The organism is Acidovorax sp. (genome assembly GCF_034519795.1).
Taxonomy (GTDB): domain Bacteria; phylum Pseudomonadota; class Gammaproteobacteria; order Burkholderiales; family Burkholderiaceae_C; genus Acidovorax.
The window spans coordinates 26,012-40,362 of the sequence record NZ_JAXHOB010000031.1 but is presented as its reverse complement, the minus strand read 5'-3'; the positions used below and the strand labels follow the sequence as shown (position 1 = coordinate 40,362).

General features: G+C 68.7%; 17 protein-coding genes. 8 read left to right on the top strand and 9 right to left on the bottom strand.

Annotated elements, in window-relative coordinates:
• Positions 1-9: 9 nt before the first annotated feature.
• On the bottom strand, positions 10-405 hold the full coding sequence (locus U5N23_RS30395; RefSeq protein WP_322596408.1) for a response regulator: 396 nt from the start codon (positions 403-405) through the stop codon (positions 10-12).
• Positions 406-408: 3 nt separating this feature from the next.
• Positions 409-2,268 carry a PAS domain-containing sensor histidine kinase gene (locus U5N23_RS30390; protein WP_322596407.1) on the bottom strand — a complete coding sequence of 620 codons (1,860 nt, stop codon included), beginning with the start codon at positions 2,266-2,268 and terminating at the stop codon, positions 409-411.
• Positions 2,269-2,419: 151 nt separating this feature from the next.
• Between U5N23_RS30390 and U5N23_RS30385 the strand changes: the two genes are divergently transcribed.
• From U5N23_RS30385 to U5N23_RS30365, 5 genes are read left to right on the top strand one after another with little or no spacing between them, the layout of a single operon-like run.
• Positions 2,420-3,022 (top strand): hypothetical protein, encoded by a 603-nt coding sequence (locus tag U5N23_RS30385; RefSeq protein WP_322596406.1) that lies wholly within the window; start codon positions 2,420-2,422, stop codon positions 3,020-3,022.
• Entirely contained in the window at positions 3,019-3,912 is an 894-nt protein-coding gene (locus U5N23_RS30380) for an SMI1/KNR4 family protein (protein WP_322596405.1), read from the top strand. Before U5N23_RS30385 ends, U5N23_RS30380 begins: the two co-directional genes overlap by 4 nt.
• The gene (locus tag U5N23_RS30375) at positions 3,909-4,409 is read left to right on the top strand and encodes an SMI1/KNR4 family protein (protein WP_322596404.1); all 501 of its coding nucleotides are present in this window, start codon (positions 3,909-3,911) and stop codon (positions 4,407-4,409) included. Before U5N23_RS30380 ends, U5N23_RS30375 begins: the two co-directional genes overlap by 4 nt.
• Positions 4,406-4,600, top strand: coding sequence for a hypothetical protein (locus U5N23_RS30370; protein WP_322596403.1), 195 nt, complete (start codon positions 4,406-4,408; stop codon positions 4,598-4,600). The genes U5N23_RS30375 and U5N23_RS30370 overlap by 4 nt, the downstream gene beginning before the upstream one ends.
• A 57-nt stretch (positions 4,601-4,657) precedes the next feature.
• Positions 4,658-4,813, top strand: a complete 156-nt coding sequence (locus U5N23_RS30365) for a hypothetical protein (RefSeq protein ID WP_322596402.1) — start codon at positions 4,658-4,660, stop codon at positions 4,811-4,813.
• 78 nt (positions 4,814-4,891) lie between these two features.
• Here the strand turns inward: U5N23_RS30365 and U5N23_RS30360 are convergent, their stop codons facing one another.
• The 4 genes from U5N23_RS30360 to U5N23_RS30345 form a co-directional block, all read right to left on the bottom strand.
• On the bottom strand, positions 4,892-6,058 hold the full coding sequence (locus U5N23_RS30360; RefSeq protein WP_322596401.1) for an ABC transporter substrate-binding protein: 1,167 nt from the start codon (positions 6,056-6,058) through the stop codon (positions 4,892-4,894).
• Between the two features lie 138 nt (positions 6,059-6,196).
• Positions 6,197-6,934, bottom strand: a complete 738-nt coding sequence (locus tag U5N23_RS30355; protein WP_322596400.1) for an NAD-dependent deacylase — start codon at positions 6,932-6,934, stop codon at positions 6,197-6,199.
• A 126-nt stretch (positions 6,935-7,060) separates the two neighbouring features.
• The gene (rlmB, locus tag U5N23_RS30350) at positions 7,061-7,807 is read right to left on the bottom strand and encodes a 23S rRNA (guanosine(2251)-2'-O)-methyltransferase RlmB (RefSeq protein WP_007859295.1); all 747 of its coding nucleotides are present in this window, start codon (positions 7,805-7,807) and stop codon (positions 7,061-7,063) included.
• A gap of 167 nt (positions 7,808-7,974) precedes the next feature.
• Positions 7,975-8,670, bottom strand: coding sequence for an ABC transporter ATP-binding protein (locus U5N23_RS30345; RefSeq protein WP_322596399.1), 696 nt, complete (start codon positions 8,668-8,670; stop codon positions 7,975-7,977).
• 15 nt (positions 8,671-8,685) lie between these two features.
• Here U5N23_RS30345 and U5N23_RS30340 point away from each other — a divergent pair, with 15 nt between their 5' ends.
• Positions 8,686-9,360 (top strand): arylesterase, encoded by a 675-nt coding sequence (locus U5N23_RS30340; protein ID WP_322596398.1) that lies wholly within the window; start codon positions 8,686-8,688, stop codon positions 9,358-9,360.
• A 71-nt stretch (positions 9,361-9,431) separates the two neighbouring features.
• Here the strand turns inward: U5N23_RS30340 and U5N23_RS30335 are convergent, their stop codons facing one another.
• The 3 genes from U5N23_RS30335 to U5N23_RS30325 form a co-directional block, all read right to left on the bottom strand.
• On the bottom strand, positions 9,432-9,617 hold the full coding sequence (locus U5N23_RS30335; RefSeq protein ID WP_322596397.1) for a hypothetical protein: 186 nt from the start codon (positions 9,615-9,617) through the stop codon (positions 9,432-9,434).
• Between the two features lie 71 nt (positions 9,618-9,688).
• Positions 9,689-10,918, bottom strand: a complete 1,230-nt coding sequence (locus U5N23_RS30330) for a PLP-dependent transferase (protein ID WP_322596396.1) — start codon at positions 10,916-10,918, stop codon at positions 9,689-9,691.
• 289 nt (positions 10,919-11,207) lie between these two features.
• Positions 11,208-11,666, bottom strand: coding sequence for a BON domain-containing protein (locus U5N23_RS30325; protein ID WP_322596395.1), 459 nt, complete (start codon positions 11,664-11,666; stop codon positions 11,208-11,210).
• A 128-nt stretch (positions 11,667-11,794) separates the two neighbouring features.
• Between U5N23_RS30325 and U5N23_RS30320 the strand changes: the two genes are divergently transcribed.
• Positions 11,795-13,492, top strand: a complete 1,698-nt coding sequence (locus U5N23_RS30320) for a SulP family inorganic anion transporter (RefSeq protein ID WP_322596394.1) — start codon at positions 11,795-11,797, stop codon at positions 13,490-13,492.
• Positions 13,493-13,577: 85 nt separating this feature from the next.
• The gene (locus U5N23_RS30315; protein WP_322596393.1) at positions 13,578-14,345 is read left to right on the top strand and encodes a GGDEF domain-containing protein; all 768 of its coding nucleotides are present in this window, start codon (positions 13,578-13,580) and stop codon (positions 14,343-14,345) included.
• Positions 14,346-14,351 lie beyond the last annotated feature (6 nt).

Below are 14,351 nucleotides of genomic sequence, written 5' to 3'. Positions count from 1 at the left end.
GCTTGTTCATCACCGGGGCGGGCGCACCGCCCGCGATGCCGGCGCGAGATAGGCCTCGACCTGGCGCACGAAGCGCTCCGGATCGATGGGCTTGGAGATATGGTCCTGGAAACCGACCTCCAGCGCCCTCTCCCGATCGCCAGGCATGGAAAAGGCCGTCACGGCGACCAGTGGCGCCCTGCGCCAGCCAGGGTCCGCATGCAGCAGCCTGGCCACCTCATAGCCATCCATGACCGGCATCTGCAGGTCCGACAGGATGAGGTCGGGCCCGTGCTCCAGCGCGGCGCGCACGCCTTCGCGGCCATCGGGTGCACTGTACACGCGGTAGCCGTCGGCCTCCAGCAGGTAGGTCACCAGCATGCGGCTGGCTTCGTCGTCCTCGATGACCAGAATGCAGGCAAGCATGGGCTATCTCTCCGTGTCCGAAGGCGTCGCCCCCGGCAGATCCAGGATGAAGGTGCAGCCCTCGCCGGGGCGGCTGTGCAGGGTGATGTCGCCGCCCATCGCCTGGGCGAGCTTGCGGCTCAGGTGCAGGCCCAGGCCCGAACCCTCCTGGCGCCGGCCGGTCCCCTCCACGCGGGAGAACGGCTCGAACAGCCGCGCCTGGTCCGCGAGGGGGATGCCGGGCCCCGTGTCCTGCACGCTCAGGCTCAGCCGCGGACTGGCCGGGTCCGGCGCGTCGAGCTGCACCAGCACGCGCCCCTCGCCGGTGAACTTGATGGCATTGCCCACGAGGTTGATGGCCACCTGGGTGAACGCGCGCCGGTCGGTGCGCACAAGGACGGCATGCTCGGGCATGCTCACCACGAAGGCCAGGCCCTTGCGCTGCGCATCGGGGCCCAGGGCGGCGGCCACCTCCTCCACCACCGCACGGCAATCCGTCGTCTCCAGCTGCAGGCTGTGCCGGCCATCGCCGAGCTTGGCCACGTCCAGCAGGTCGTTGATCAGCGACAGCAGGTGGCGCGCACCGGTCTGCACGATGCGCAGCTGCTTTTCCTGCTCGGTGTTGAGCGGGCCCGGCAGGCGCATGAGCAGGGTGCCCGTGAAGCCGATGATGGCGTTGAGCGGCGTGCGCAACTCGTGCGACATGCTGGCCAGGAACCGGTCCTTCACGAGCGCGGCGTTCTCCAGCTCCAGATTCTTGTCGCGCAGGGTCTGCTCGAAGCGCTTGCGCTCGGTCACGTCGCGGATGGCGCTGGAGACGAACAGCCCCTCCTCGGTCTCCAGCGGGCTCAGGCTGATCTCGACCGGAAACTCCGTGCCATCCTTGCGCAGACCGTACAGATCGAGGCCAGCACCCATGGAACGCGTGCGCGGCTCGGCAAAGAAACCGCCCCGGTGCTGCGGATGGCGGCCGCGGTGGCGCGTGGGCACCAAAAGCTCGATCTGCTGGCCCAGCAACTCCTCACGCGCCCAGCCGAAGAGTTTCACCGCCTGGGAATTGACCAGCACGATGCGCCCGTCCCGGTCCACGATCACCATGGCATCGGGCGCCGATTCGAGCAGGTCGCGGAACTTCTGGTCGGCCCTCTTGCGCGCGGTGATGTCGCGGATGGCGCTCATCACCATGGTGCCCTCTTCCGTTTCCAGCGGACTGAGGCTGATTTCCACCGGAAACTCGCTGCCATCGCTGCGCACCCCGTGCAGCTCCAGGCCCGCACCCATGGTGCGCGTGCGCGGCTGGACGAAGAAGCCGCTGCGGTGCCCCAGGTGAGCGCTGCGGTAGCGCTGCGGCAAAAGCACCTCGATGGCCTGCCCCAGCAACTGGCCGCGGGGGTAACCGAACACGCGCTCGGCCTGCGAGTTCACGAGCACGATGCGGCCGGTGGCGTTGACCATCACGATGGCATCGGGCGTGGATTCGAGCAGGTCGCGAAAACGCGCCTCGACCAGCTTGGCATCGCGCAGCACCTTGAGCTGGGTGACGTCCTTCAGGCTCGACAGGAAGTAGGCCAGTGGGCCGCCCTCGCCAAAGACCGCCCGGGTGGACACGTTCACATGCACCAGCGAGCCATCCTTGCGCCGGCGCACCGATTCGTGCACGGCCACCCCCAGTTGCAGGGCCTCGGCGCAGATCGATTCTTCGTCGCGCACCTGGTCCGGCGGCACGATGAGCTGTGCGAGGCTGCGCCCCCGGGCTTCGGCCTCGGTGTAGCCGAAGATGGCCTGCGCGGCAGGGTTCCAGTGCAGTACCGTACCGTCCGGCGCGATGACCAGCAGCGCGTCGGGGTTCTGCTCCCAGTGGACGCCGGAGAAATCAGATGCCATACAGCCCCTCATCTTGGTGGGGCATGGCCGCCGCTTGCGCCCACCCGGCTCCCGCCCCCCTTTTGAAGCATCTTAGGCATGGGGCAGGCAAACTCCAAGCCAAATATTCCCCGGCCGGAGCGGCTGCAGCGGCGTACATTCGGAGCGACCCATGGCACCATTCGACCGCATACGCCCCCTGCTCGCCCCCTGGGGCCGCCTGCAGCCCCAGCCCGCCAGCGACTGGCAGGGCCCCTTCCCCCTGCCCGCCATCGTGGAGGCCTTCTACCGCGAGGTGGGCCCCTGGGGCGAGACCTGGCATGCGTCGGTGGGCCCGGTGGGCCTGGCCATCAACGCCGGGGGCAACCCGGTGGACGTGCCGCCGCTGCGCAAGCTCTGGGCACGGCAGGACGGCTATGCCTGGTCGCGCAACCCCGGCAATCCCATCGCGGGCTGGCCTGCGCACTGGCTGGTGATCGCGCAGGAAGGCGCCAACCCGTTCATCCTGGACCGCAACGACGGCAGCGTCTGGTTCGACCTGGCGGGACGAGGGAACTTCAACGACCCGAGCCGGTTTGCCGAGGACCTGCCCACCGCGCTGGGCGCCATCGCCACGGTGGCCAACGCCCTCGCGGCCCTGGGCGACGATGCGCTGGATGAAACCTATGAGCTCAAGGCCAGCAGCCGCGCGCAGGTGGCGCAGGCGCTCGCGGCCTTCACGGGCAGCGAAGCCCGCGCGCAAGGCATGCTGCAGGCGTGGCGGTGGTACCTGTGAGCGCATTGCTGCAAGCCCTCGACGCGCTGGCGGCAGACACCGGCATCGCCTTGCCGCCGCTGCTGCGCCATCTGGTGGCGGGCGGGGCCACGGCCTATGGCCCCGACTGGGCTGCCACCTGGAGGGAACGCTGCCTGAGCGCGCCGCCGCCGCTGATCAGTTGCGGTGACTTCGAATGGCTGGATGCCCAGGGCGTACGCACCACCGCCGAGGAATGGCTGAACCCCGCGTACCAGAATGGCCAGCGCCTGGTGCCCTTTGCCGAAACCGGTGCGGGCGATGCATGGTGCCTGCTCCCCCTCGAAGGGTCCCCGGAGCCCGGCGTGGCCCTGGTGCGGCACGACAGCGGTGCGAGCGAAGTGGGATACCGCTCCTTCCAGGATTTTGCCTGCGTGCAGCTGCTGCGGGCGCTGGCAGACCTCAGCGACTGGACCGGCGAGGACGGTTTCACCACCGCACAGGCCTGCCAGGTGGTGCGCAACGACGTGGACCAGGTGGCCGCCGGCATGCATGCAGCGACAGGCGCCTGGCTGCGCGCGCTCAGCCGTGCGCAGCCCCTGCTGCGCGAGGTACGCGATGGCCCGCGCTGTCCTCCGCGCACGGTGCCGTCCCTGGTATCGCAGAGCGCGCTGCTGGAGGCACTGGAGCGCTTCTCCCCGCCCGATGTGGCGCTCGCCATCACCGCGCGCTGGGAATGTGCGCCCGCCATGGCGCGCAGCACGGCCTTGCTGGCAGCCAAGGCGCCGCCTGACTGGCGCGCGCTTGCACGCAACCCCGGCAGCAAGCTGGCGGCATTGCGCGCCCACCAGCAGGCCCATGGCAGCACCTTGCAGCAGGCCAAGGCCGCCGTGGACGATTTCATCCAGAACAGCACAGGGCAGAACCCATGAACGACCAGGAAAGCATGGACCGCCTGATTGCACGCATCGACCAGTTGGCCCACCTGCCGGATGGCGAGCACAGCGTGGACTGGGCCGGCGCCAGCTCGCAGGCCGCCCTCACCGCCCTTGAGCAGGCGCTGGGCGTGCGCATCAGCGGCTCGTTTCGCACCTTTATCCTGAAGACCGGTGGTGGCGGACTGGACAGCCTGTGCATCTCCACCATCCCGGCCAGCGAGCCCCTGGGCGGCCTGGGTAGCGTGCACGGCGACACCCTGCACTACCGTGAAGGCTGGGCTGCACCCCTGCCCGCCCACCTGGTCGTCATCCAGCGCAGCCAGGACGACAACGAACCCTTTTGCCTGGACACTTCGCGCGTGCAAGACGGAGAAAACCCGGTGGTGCTTTTCTACCACCAGAGCACGGGGCGCGCAGAGCCCATTGCAGGCAGCTTCATCGCCTTCCTGGAAGACTACATGGAGCCGTACTGGGAGGAACTTTCCGAATGAGCGGCACACTGCAGCGCACCCGCGGCGTGCGCAGCCTTCCTGCCGTGCGGATGGTTGCCTGCCTGCTTTGCCTGCTGTGCCTGGTAGTGGCCGCACCTGTGGCCAAGGCAGCGTGCATCGATGGGCGTGCGCCCACCGCGGCGCAGGAAGCCGCGACGGCCTCGGGCGTGGTGGTGGCCGAGGTCGGGTAGGCAGAGCTGCTGCATGAGGACCCAGCGGATCCGGACGCCATCACGGCCACGCTGTGCGTGCTCAAGGTGCTGCGCACCGTGCGCGGGCACATGCCGCCAGGCCTGGCGCTGTACAGCGAGAACACGGGCTCGCGCTTCCCCATGGAGGTGGGTGGGCGCTACCTGCTGCTCCTCGCGCGTGACCGGAACTACCGCTACTTCGTGGACCCTTGAGGCAACTCCGGCCTGCTGGTGGAGCGGCGACAGGGGCTCAGGGCCCTGGGCGGCGGCGCGAAAGCCCCGCCGTAGGGCTCAGCTCAGGCGGCGTGCGTTCTCGGCGTAGATGGCCAGGTAGATCGAGTCCGAGCCCACATAGGGTGCCTTGGCACCGAAGCCGACGTTGAAGTCGCCGAACGAGAGCGAGCGGATACCTGCCAGGCCATTGCGCAGCTTGTCGCGGTTCAGGTCCTTGCCCGCGTTCTTCAGGCCCTCGATCATGATCTGGGCATTGACCCAGCCTTCCAGGGAACTGCCGCTGTTGATGAAGGCGGCATTGGCCCCCGTGGCCTTCATGGTGCTCTGGAACTTGCGCACCACCACCGATTTTTGCGAATTGGCGTCGGGGAACACCTGCACCAGGGCCATGCCGCGCGTGGCGGCGGCCAGCTTGGGCAGCTCCGACGAGATCACCGTGACCGAGATGCCGGCCAGCGGCACGCCGGCCGCCTTGGCACGGAACGGCAGCACGAAGGCCGTGTTGGCAGTGCCGGTGGTGGCCAGCAGCACGGCGCCCGGGCGCTCGGCGGCTACCTTGTCGGCCAGCTCGGCACCGTTCTTGCCGTCCACCGCCAGGGCGAATTCGCCGGCGCGTTCGACCTTGATCTCGTCGAGTGCGCGCGACATGTCCTTGAGCACTTCCTTGCCGAAGGGGTTGTCCAGGTAGACCACGGCAATGCGCTTGAGGCCCATCTCCACCACCTGCTTGACCAGGCGCTGGGTTTCGTCGCGGTAGCTGGGGCGCACGAAGAACACGTTGCGCTGCTCGGCCGAGCGCAGCGAGGGCGCGCCCGTGATGGGGCCCACGGTGGGGATGCCCTTGCCTTCGATCAGCGGCAGGATGGCGGCCGTGTTGGCCGTGCCCAGGGGCGAGATCAACGCGAAGATGGACTGCGCCTCCAGCATCTGCGTCACGTTCTGCAGGGTGCGGCTGGCCACGTAGGCATCGTCCTTGGCGTCCATGCGGATCTCGCGGCCGTGCACGCCGCCGGCCTGGTTCAGCTCGGCGAACGCGGCCTTCATGCCGGCCAACTGCTCGATGCCGGCCTGGCCCAGCGGCCCGGTCAGGGCGATGGAGCAGCCCAGGTTGATGTGCTTCGCGGACAGGGGCTCCTCCGCCGCGTTTGCCGTGGAGGCCCACACGGGCAGGCTGGTGGCCGCAGCCATCTGGGTGGCGCGCAGGAGAAAGTGACGACGGCTCATGGTGTGAAGGTGCCCGGAGAATTGTGCAAAGGTGGCGCAGGCTACAGGCACGGCCGGGGGCAACTTGTCCGCTTTGCGACAGCCTGTCGCACAAAGCGCACAATTTTGGGGCATACCCCCAAGACAGGGCGTTGCCGGTCAGGCCACCAGCAGTTGGGGCAGCAAGGTCGCCGAGGTGCCGCGCAGCACGGCATCGGCGGCATCGTCGAGTTCGCTCGGAGCGGGGTTGACCACGGCCACACAGGCACCGGCCGCACGCGCCTGGCGCGCCAGGCCCGCAGCCGGGTACACGGCCCCTGCCGTGCCGGCAACCAGCATCAGATCACAGCGCCGGGACGCCTGCTCTGCGGCCTCGAACACGGCCAGCGGCAGCATTTCACCAAACCAGACCACGCCGGGGCGCAGTTGGTTGCCGCAGCGGTCGCAATGCGGCGGGCTGCCGGCCACTGCATCGTCGATGTGGCAGCAGTTGCGCGGCGTGTCGAGCCAGCGGTCGGCGAACAGATCGCCATGCAGGCACAGCACGCCGGTGCTGCCGGCGCGCTGGTGCAGGCCATCCACGTTCTGGGTGATCAGCGTCAGCCGCCCCGGGTGGGCCGCCTGGAAGGCCGCCAGCGCCAGGTGCCCGGCGTTGGGCGCCACGCCCTCCATCAACTGGCGCCGGTGCTGGTACCAGTTCCAGACCCGCTCCGGGTGGGCGCGAAAGCCCTCCTCGGTGGCCATGTCCTCGGCACGGAACTGGGCCCAGTAGCCGGTCTGCGCATCGCGGAAGGTGGGCACGCCCGACTCGGCGCTCACGTCCGCGCCGGTGAGCACGGCGATGTGCCGGGCCTCCTGCACCCAGGCGCGCACGGTGTCCAGGCGATCCTCCTGCATACGGTCCCTCCCCCCTTCCCCCCCCAAAAAACGACCCCACCCCCCCCCCGCCCCCCCCCCCCCGGGGGCCCCCCCCCCCCCCCACGAAGAGAGAGAGGAGGAGAAGCGGAAGGCACCCGGGGGTGTTCACGTCCTCTGGCGCAGGGCCTCGTAGAGGCAGACGCCACTGGCAACGGACACATTGAGGCTCTCCACCGCGCCCTTCATGGGGATGCTGACCAGCTCGTCGCAGGTCTTGCGCGTGAGCTGGCGCATACCGTCGCCTTCGGCTCCCAGCACCAGGGCCACGGGGCCCTTCAAATCCACCTGGTAGACGGTCTTGGGCGCATCGTCGCTGGTGCCGATGCACCAGATGTTGCGCTCCTTGAGCTCGCCCAGGGTGCGCGCCAGGTTGGTGACCATGAAATACGGCATGGTCTCGGCCGCGCCGCTGGCCACCTTGGCCACCGTGGCGTTGATGCCCACGGCATGGTCCTTGGGGGCGATGACGGCATGGGCGCCGGCACCATCGGCCACGCGCAGGCAGGCGCCCAGGTTGTGCGGGTCGGTCACGCCGTCGAGCACCAGCAGCAGCGGGTTCTCGACGCCGGCCGCCTCGAGGTTCTCCAGCAGCTCGTCGAGCGAGGTGATCTGCGCCACGGGCTCCACCCGCGCCGCCACGCCCTGGTGGCCATGGCTGCCGGCGAGCTTGGCGATGCGCTCGCTGTCGGCTTCGATCAGCCGGGCACCGGCCTCGCGGGCGCGATCAAGGAACTGGCGCATGCGCGCGTCGCGCCGCGTGACCTCGTAGTAGATCTCGATGACGGATTTGGGCGCGGTCTTCAGACGCACGCCCACGGCGTGGAAGCCGAAAAGAACTTTGGGGGAAGACATGCCCCGATTATCGACTGGACGAAGCCGATTCCCTATCAGCTGTCGATGACGCTGTAGGCCCATGCAACTGGCGCGTCAAGGCCAGTGCCACCGTGGAACTGGCTTTGCCAGGCCACCGGTGGCGTCCCCCTTCCAGGGGGAAGGCGCGAAGCGCCTCAGGGGGTAGCCTAGTTCTCAGCCACCTGCCCGGCGTCGATGGTGATGCGCCGCTCGCAGCGCGCGGCAATGCCGCGGTCGTGCGTGACCAGCACGAGGGTGGTGCCCTGTTCGCGGTTGAGCTCGAACATGAGCTGCATGATGGTCTCGCCGGTCGCAAAGTCCAGGCTGCCCGTGGGCTCGTCGGCCAGGAGCACCGCCGGATGCACGACGAAGGCACGCGCCAGCGCTACACGCTGCTGCTCGCCGCCCGAGAGCACCTTGGGGTAGTGGCCGAGGCGCTGGCCCAGGCCCACGCGCGCCAGCATGTCGGCGGCGGCCTTGCGCGCGTCGCGGCGGTTGGCCAGCTCCAGCGGCAGCATCACGTTCTCCAGCGCGGTGAGATTGCCCATGAGCTGGAAGCTCTGGAACACGAAGCCCACCTTCTGCGCGCGCAGCGCGGCGCGCTCGTCCTCGTCGATGGCGAAGAGGTCATGGCCATCGAGCCGCACCGTGCCGCGCGTGGGCGTATCGAGCCCGGCGATGATGGACAGGAGCGTGCTCTTGCCCGAGCCCGAGGCCCCCACGATGGCCGCAGTTTCCCTTGGCGCCAGGCGGAAATCGATATCCCGCAGAATGTCCAGCGTACCGGTCGAATCCGTGACCGACTTGAAGACGTGCTCGACGGCAATAATGGGGGTCACGGGCGATGGGGAAGATTCGGACATGAAAGGTTCTTTGCTTTGATTCGACATCTGCAGTATCGGCGCCACTTTATCCTCTCGGCGGGCATCCTGGGTTTGGCAGGGGTTTGTGCATCCACCGCCTGGGCCCAGGCGCCTGCATCTTCCGCGCCAGGCGTGCCGGCCATTCTGGTGCTCGGCGACTCGCTGAGTGCCGAGTACGGCCTGGCGCGCGGTGCCGGCTGGGTGGCCCTGCTGGAAAAGCGGCTGCAGGAGGAAAAGATGGTGCGCCGCGTGGTCAATGCCAGCGTGAGCGGCGAGACCACCTCGGGTGGGCGATCGCGCCTGGCCGCCCTGCTGACCCAGCACAAGCCCGCCGTGGTGGTGATCGAACTCGGCGGCAATGACGCGCTGCGCGGCCTGCCGCTCAAGAACACCGAAGAGAATCTGATCGCCATGACCGATGCGGCGCAAAAGGCCGGGGCCAAGGTCTTGCTGGTGGGTATGCAGGTGCCGCCGAACTATGGCACCGACTACGCGAACCGGTTTGCCGGCCTGTTCACCACCGTGGCCCAGGCCAAGAAAGTGGCCGTGGTGCCGTTTTTCCTCAAGGGCGTGGCCGATGGCCCGGACCCTACCCGCCTGTTCCAGGCGGACCGCATTCACCCGCGTGCAGAGGCGCACCCGCAGATGCTGGCCAACGTGTGGCCAGAGCTGAAAAAGCTGCTGCGCTGAGCGCCGTGCCTGGGGGCCTGCCTGCAGCCTGTGCGGCGCGGCAGGGTGCCGGACACGGCGGGCTCCAAGGCTCAGCCGCCGGGTGCGCCCGTGGGCTGGTTGGCGCCCGGGGCGCCATCGCCATTGCCACCGGCTGGCTGGTCGCCCTGTGGGTCATCCGGCCTGCGCTGGGTTTTGGAACGCAGCTTCTCTTCTTTTTTTTGCTTTTTTGCGAGCTCGCGCTGGCGCTTTTCGTATCCGTAGTTGGGTGTTGCCAAGGTGTTTGCTTCCTGAAGTAGAGGCCCACTGTAACAGCTAGGCCTTCCTTTGCCGACATGCCCCGCCCCCGTCAGGCGGGGGCAAAGGCCCGCTGCAGCGACTGCAGCAGGTCCTGGCGCAGATCCTCCGCCGCCTCCAGCCCGATGGAAAACCGCACCAGCGTCCCGGGCTTCAGGTGGGCGGTGGGCCGGCCGCGCATGCGTGCCAGGTCATAGGGCACCACCAGACTCATGGGCCCGCCCCAGCTGTAGCCCAGCTTGAACAGGCGCAGGCCGTCGCAGAAGGCATCGACCTGGTCCTGGCCGAAGCGCGCATCGACCACCACGCTGAACAGGCCTGCGGCCGCGCCCGCGCCACCATAGGCGGCGCCGCACAGCGCCTTCCAGTGGTCATGGCCCGGCGCACCGGCCAATGCCGGGTGCAGCACCTGGGCGATGGCCGGTTGCTGCTGCAACCACGCCGCCAGGGAGCGCGCCGCCTCGTCGTGCGCGCGGTAGCGCAGGCCGATGCTGGGCAGCGAGCGCAGCACCGCCTCGGCATCGTTGCCCCCCACGCCCAGGCCCAGGCGCATGTGGGTGAGCTTGAGCTTCATGTGCAGCGCCTCGTCGCGCGTGACGATGCTGCCCATGAGGATGTCGCCACCGCCGCTGGGGTACTTGGTCAAGGCATGGGCCGAGATGTCCACCCCCAGGCTGCCGTCTCCCAGCAGGTCGAAGGGCGCGAACGCCAGGCCCGCGCCCCAGGTGTTGTCCAGCGCCGTCGTGACGCCGCGCGCGCGGCAGATGCGCACCTGCTCGCACAGGTCGGGGAATTCCATGGTGACCGAGCCGGCCGCTTCGAGCCACACCAGGCGGGTGGCCGGCGTGATGCGCGCGGCCAGATCGGCCGGATCGAGCGGGTCGTAGACCGCATGCGTGATGCCGAAGCGGCGCAGCTCGCCGTGGATCAGGTCCTTGCTGGGCCCATAGACGTTGTCAGGAATCAGCAGCTCATCGCCCGGCTTGAGCAAGGCCAGCGCCACGTTGGCAATCGCCGCCAGGCCACTGGGGACCAGCAGGCACTGCAGCCCGCCCTCCAGCGCGCACAGGCGCTCTTCGAGAATGAAGGTGGTGGGGGTGCCATGCAGGCCGTAGGTGTAGCCGCTCTTGTCCTTCCATTCGCGGCTGCGCATCGCAGCCACGTTGGGAAAGATCACGGTCGAAGCTTTGTAGACCGGGGTCTGGGGGGCCTGGAATCCCGCAGGCGGAAGGTAGTCGTGGTGGACGAGGCGGGAGGCGATGTCGGTGGCATGGTCTTGCATGCCGCCAATGGTAGCGCGCCGCACAAGGGTCACCTTGTGCGGCGCAGCCCCTTTGCCATGGCCCCTGTTCGGGGGCAGGCAAAGGCCAGGGCATGGCCGATGGCTTGCATTGCACGCATCACTTGCATGGGCGGTCTTCGAATGCCAGTCCTCGCAATGAAGATGAAGGAGGCAGCCTGCTCGCTGCCCGACTGGCGGTTCGCAAGTCCATCCCTGCCCGGTGCGCGTGGGGTCCGGTATCTTTACAGTCCCGGGGTCCGGTGCAAGCCGTCAGGTACACGGCTGTGCCTTAGCTCGGAGTGACGGTCAACTGGTTGTTGACCGAGGTCACGCCCTTGACGGCGCTGGCGATCGTCTGGGCACGCTCCTTGGCGGCCGGCGTGGTGGCGGGGCCATTGAGCGTCACGGAACCATTGACGGTGTCCACATCGATCTTGATGGCGCTCAGGTCAGGGTCCTTGGCCAGGCCGGCGGACACCTGGGCCGTGATGGTGGCGTCATCGACCTTTTCCATGGCCGTCTGCGAGCCTTGCTCCATCTTGTTGCCGGCACTTTGCAGGGCGCTTTCGGCCTTGATGCGGGCTTCGGTGGCGGCCTGTTCGGTGCGGTCAACGGCCGAATCCAGGCGCTGGCCCACAGTGGCGTCTTCGGTCTTGCTGCAAGCAGCCAGGCCCAGCGCCAGGGCGCTGACGGCCAGCACGCTGGCGATGCGGTGAAGGGGGCGCTGGGCAATGGGTGCGGTGTTCATGGAATAACTCCTTGCGTTTGGGAACATGGTTGGTACTTTAGGCACCCAGGCCCGCGCGGGGAGTCGGAGAGCTCCGAAGTGGCTGTAGGACGCAAGGCAGCCTCTCAAGGCGCGCGACAATCGGGGCCATGCCTTCCTTGTCCTCCCTGTCCCGCTGGTTTCCGTTTCTCGCCTGGCCCCGCCCCGACCGCCACCTCCTGAAGGGCGAATTTTCCGCCGGCATCACCGTGGGGCTGATGCTGGTGCCCCAGGGCGTGGCCTACGCGGCCCTCGCCGGCATGCCGCTGGTGACCGGCATCTATGCCTCGCTGATCCCGGCCCTGGTCGCCGTGCTGTTCAGCGCCTCCACCCGGCTGGGCGTGGGGCCCACGGCGCTCACCAGCCTGCTGATCGGCGCCTCCCTCACCGGGCTGGCCGAGCCCGGCAGCGCCCAGTGGGTGGCCCTGGCGGCCTGGATGGCCCTGCTCTCGGGCCTGCTGCAACTGGTAATGGGAGTGGCCCGCTTTGGCTGGCTGCTCAACCTGGTGACCTCCCCGGTGCTCAGCGGCTTCACCCAGGCGGCGGCGCTGCTGATACTGGCTTCGCAGCTGCGCGCCTTCACCGGCCTGCGCTCGGACCTCGGGGCCCTGTGGTCCACCCCCTCGCTGGGCCATTTCGATCTGGTCGCTGCCGCCTTCGGCCTGGGCAGCCTGGCGATACTGGTGCTGGCCCGGCGCTGGCGTCCGAACTTTCCGGCCGCCATCATGGTCGTGGGCGCGGCCGGGGCATTGAGCTGGGCGCTCGGCTATGCCGATGGCGGCGGCTCCGTCGTGGGCACGCTGCCCGAAGGGCTGCCTTCCCTGTACTGGCCGGGCCTGCTGTCCTGGTCGCAGTTTTCTGCCCTGGTGATGCCGGTGCTGGTGATCACGCTGGTGAGTTTTCTCGAGACCGCCTCCAGCGCCAAGGTGGAGAGCCAGCGCTCGGGCGAGCGCTGGAACGAGAACCAGGACCTGATCGGCCAGGGCCTGGCCAAGATCAGCAGCGGCCTGTGTGGCAGCTTCGCCACCAGCGCCTCGTTCTCGCGCTCGGCCATCAACCTGTACGCGGGCGCGCGCACCGGCTGGGCCACGCTGTTCGCCATCGCCCTGGTGCTGGTGGTGCTGCTGTGGCTCACGCCGGCGCTCTACCATGTGCCGCAGTCGGTGCTGGCGGCGGTGGTGATCACGGCGGTGACCAGCCTCATCAAGCCCGCCACCCTGCTGCGCCTGTGGCGCATCTCGCGCGTCGAGGCCGCGATGGCCGGCGTGACCTTTGCACTGACGCTGGCCACCGCGCCGCGCATGTACTGGGGCGTGCTGGTGGGGCTGGTGATGAACCTGAGCCACTTTCTGTACCAGCGCCTGCACCCGCGCATCATCGAGGTGGGCCTGCACCCCGACGGCAGCCTGCGCGACCGCCACCTGTGGCATCTGCCCCCTCTGGCGCCCCGCCTGCTGGCGTTGCGCATGGATGCGGAGCTCGATTTCGGCTCGGCCAGCGCGCTGGAGCGGCACGTGACCGACCACCTGGCCGCCCACCCCGAAATCACCGACCTGTGCCTCATGGCCCAGCCCATCAACCGCATCGACATCACCGGCGTGGAAACCTTCGCCACGCTGCGCGCCCTGATGCAGGCGCGCGGCGGCATACTGCACGTGAGCGGCATGAAACTGCCGGTGGACCAGGTGCTGCGCCGCGCCGGACTGCTCGAGCCCGGCCCGGCGCTGCGGATGTACCGCACCGATGCCGAGGCCCTGCAGGTGCTGCAGCAGATACCGCCTGCCACCCCCGGGGATGCAGCCACCTGAGCCGTATCACCCCACGGCCGGCCCAGAAGCTGCAGTTTTTGGGCCGTCCCACTGCTACACTCGACGAACTCTGCCTTATCCATTTGTGTCTGACTCTGCGGCCTCTCATCTCGTAGACCTGCGCGATCTGCGTCTGGACATTGCACACGCGCTCGTGGCGCAGGCGGCCGGCAGCGAAGCCTCCCTGCAACGCGAAGCACCGTCGCGCTACCTCCAGGGCCTGATCGACGGTCTGTGCGAGCTTTCCCTCAAAGACCCCCTCACCGGGCTGGCCAACCGTCGGCATTTCCGTGCCGTGCTGGAGCGCGAGATCGACCGCGTGACGCGCTCGGGCGAAGCGGCCCTGCTGCTGATGCTGGACATCGACCACTTCAAGGCGGTCAATGACACCCATGGCCACCTGGCCGGTGACGTGGTGCTGCAATCGGTGGCGCGCACCCTGAGTGCCTGCGTGCGCCCCATGGACACCCTGGCGCGCTATGGCGGCGAGGAGTTCGCCGTGGTGCTGCCCGCCTGCCAGGCGGCCTTCGGCAAGGTCGTGGCCGAGCGCATCCGCCGCGCCGTGGCCAACACGCCGGTCAGAATCTCGCCTTCCGTGGAGCTGAATGTCACGGTGAGCGTCGGCGGGGCCTTCGCCCTGCAATGGATCCGCTCGACCACCCTGCTGTGGACCGACCGGGCCGACCACCAGCTCTACCAGGCCAAATCGGCGGGCCGCAACCGGGTGAGCATCGAAGAGCAGCCCGACAGCACCGTCAGTGCCGAAGAAAAGAGCCTGTTGTTCGGCCCGCTGTACACCCCCTCGGGCTGGGGCGATCTGCCCCCGCTGGACCCAGCAGGCAGCGCCAACTGAAAGTTA

Coding starts and splice junctions, on each gene's coding strand:
- U5N23_RS30395 (WP_322596408.1), bottom strand. CDS start 405: ATGCTTGCCTGCATTCTGGTCATCGAGGACGACGAAGCCAGCCGCATG.
- U5N23_RS30390 (WP_322596407.1), bottom strand. CDS start 2,268: ATGGCATCTGATTTCTCCGGCGTCCACTGGGAGCAGAACCCCGACGCG.
- U5N23_RS30385 (WP_322596406.1), top strand. CDS start 2,420: ATGGCACCATTCGACCGCATACGCCCCCTGCTCGCCCCCTGGGGCCGC.
- U5N23_RS30375 (WP_322596404.1), top strand. CDS start 3,909: ATGAACGACCAGGAAAGCATGGACCGCCTGATTGCACGCATCGACCAG.
- U5N23_RS30370 (WP_322596403.1), top strand. CDS start 4,406: ATGAGCGGCACACTGCAGCGCACCCGCGGCGTGCGCAGCCTTCCTGCC.
- U5N23_RS30360 (WP_322596401.1), bottom strand. CDS start 6,058: ATGAGCCGTCGTCACTTTCTCCTGCGCGCCACCCAGATGGCTGCGGCC.
- U5N23_RS30355 (WP_322596400.1), bottom strand. CDS start 6,934: ATGCAGGAGGATCGCCTGGACACCGTGCGCGCCTGGGTGCAGGAGGCC.
- rlmB (WP_007859295.1), bottom strand. CDS start 7,807: ATGTCTTCCCCCAAAGTTCTTTTCGGCTTCCACGCCGTGGGCGTGCGT.
- U5N23_RS30345 (WP_322596399.1), bottom strand. CDS start 8,670: ATGTCCGAATCTTCCCCATCGCCCGTGACCCCCATTATTGCCGTCGAG.
- U5N23_RS30330 (WP_322596396.1), bottom strand. CDS start 10,918: ATGCAAGACCATGCCACCGACATCGCCTCCCGCCTCGTCCACCACGAC.
- U5N23_RS30325 (WP_322596395.1), bottom strand. CDS start 11,666: ATGAACACCGCACCCATTGCCCAGCGCCCCCTTCACCGCATCGCCAGC.
- U5N23_RS30320 (WP_322596394.1), top strand. CDS start 11,795: ATGCCTTCCTTGTCCTCCCTGTCCCGCTGGTTTCCGTTTCTCGCCTGG.